We start from the raw sequence: 477 nt of genomic DNA on the forward strand, positions 1-477 counted from the left end.
CTACTGGGGCTACTGGGGCTACTGGGGCCGCTGGAATTGCTGGCGTGACTGGCGCTACCGGCTCTACTGGTGATATCGGACCTACTGGGGCTACTGGTGTAACAGGAGCTACTGGCGCTACTGGGGCTATTGGTGTAACAGGAGCTACTGGGATTGCTGGCCCTACCGGCGCTACTGGCGCTACCGGTTCTACTGGCGTTACTGGGGCTACTGGCGCTACTGGTGATATCGGACCTACCGGCTCTACTGGCGCTACTGGTGCTACCGGCGTTACTGGCGTTACTGGCGCTACTGGGATAACCGGGGTAACCGGCTCTACTGGCGCTACTGGTGATATCGGACCTACTGGAGCTACTGGGGCTATTGGTGTTACTGGAGCTACGGGCGCTACTGGTGATATCGGACCTACTGGGGCTACTGGGGCTACTGGGGCCGCTGGAATTGCTGGCGTGACTGGCGCTACCGGCTCTACTGGTG

The 477-nt window shown here is 60.4% G+C and carries 1 pseudogene; it reads left to right on the forward strand.

What is annotated here, in order from left to right:
• A pseudogene (locus ACP3VS_RS24250) lies at positions 1-477 on the forward strand (collagen-like protein); the annotation flags it as partial.

Source organism: Lysinibacillus sp. VIII_CA, from assembly GCF_049943995.1.
GTDB classification, from domain to species: Bacteria; Bacillota; Bacilli; order Bacillales_A; family Planococcaceae; genus Lysinibacillus; species Lysinibacillus pinottii.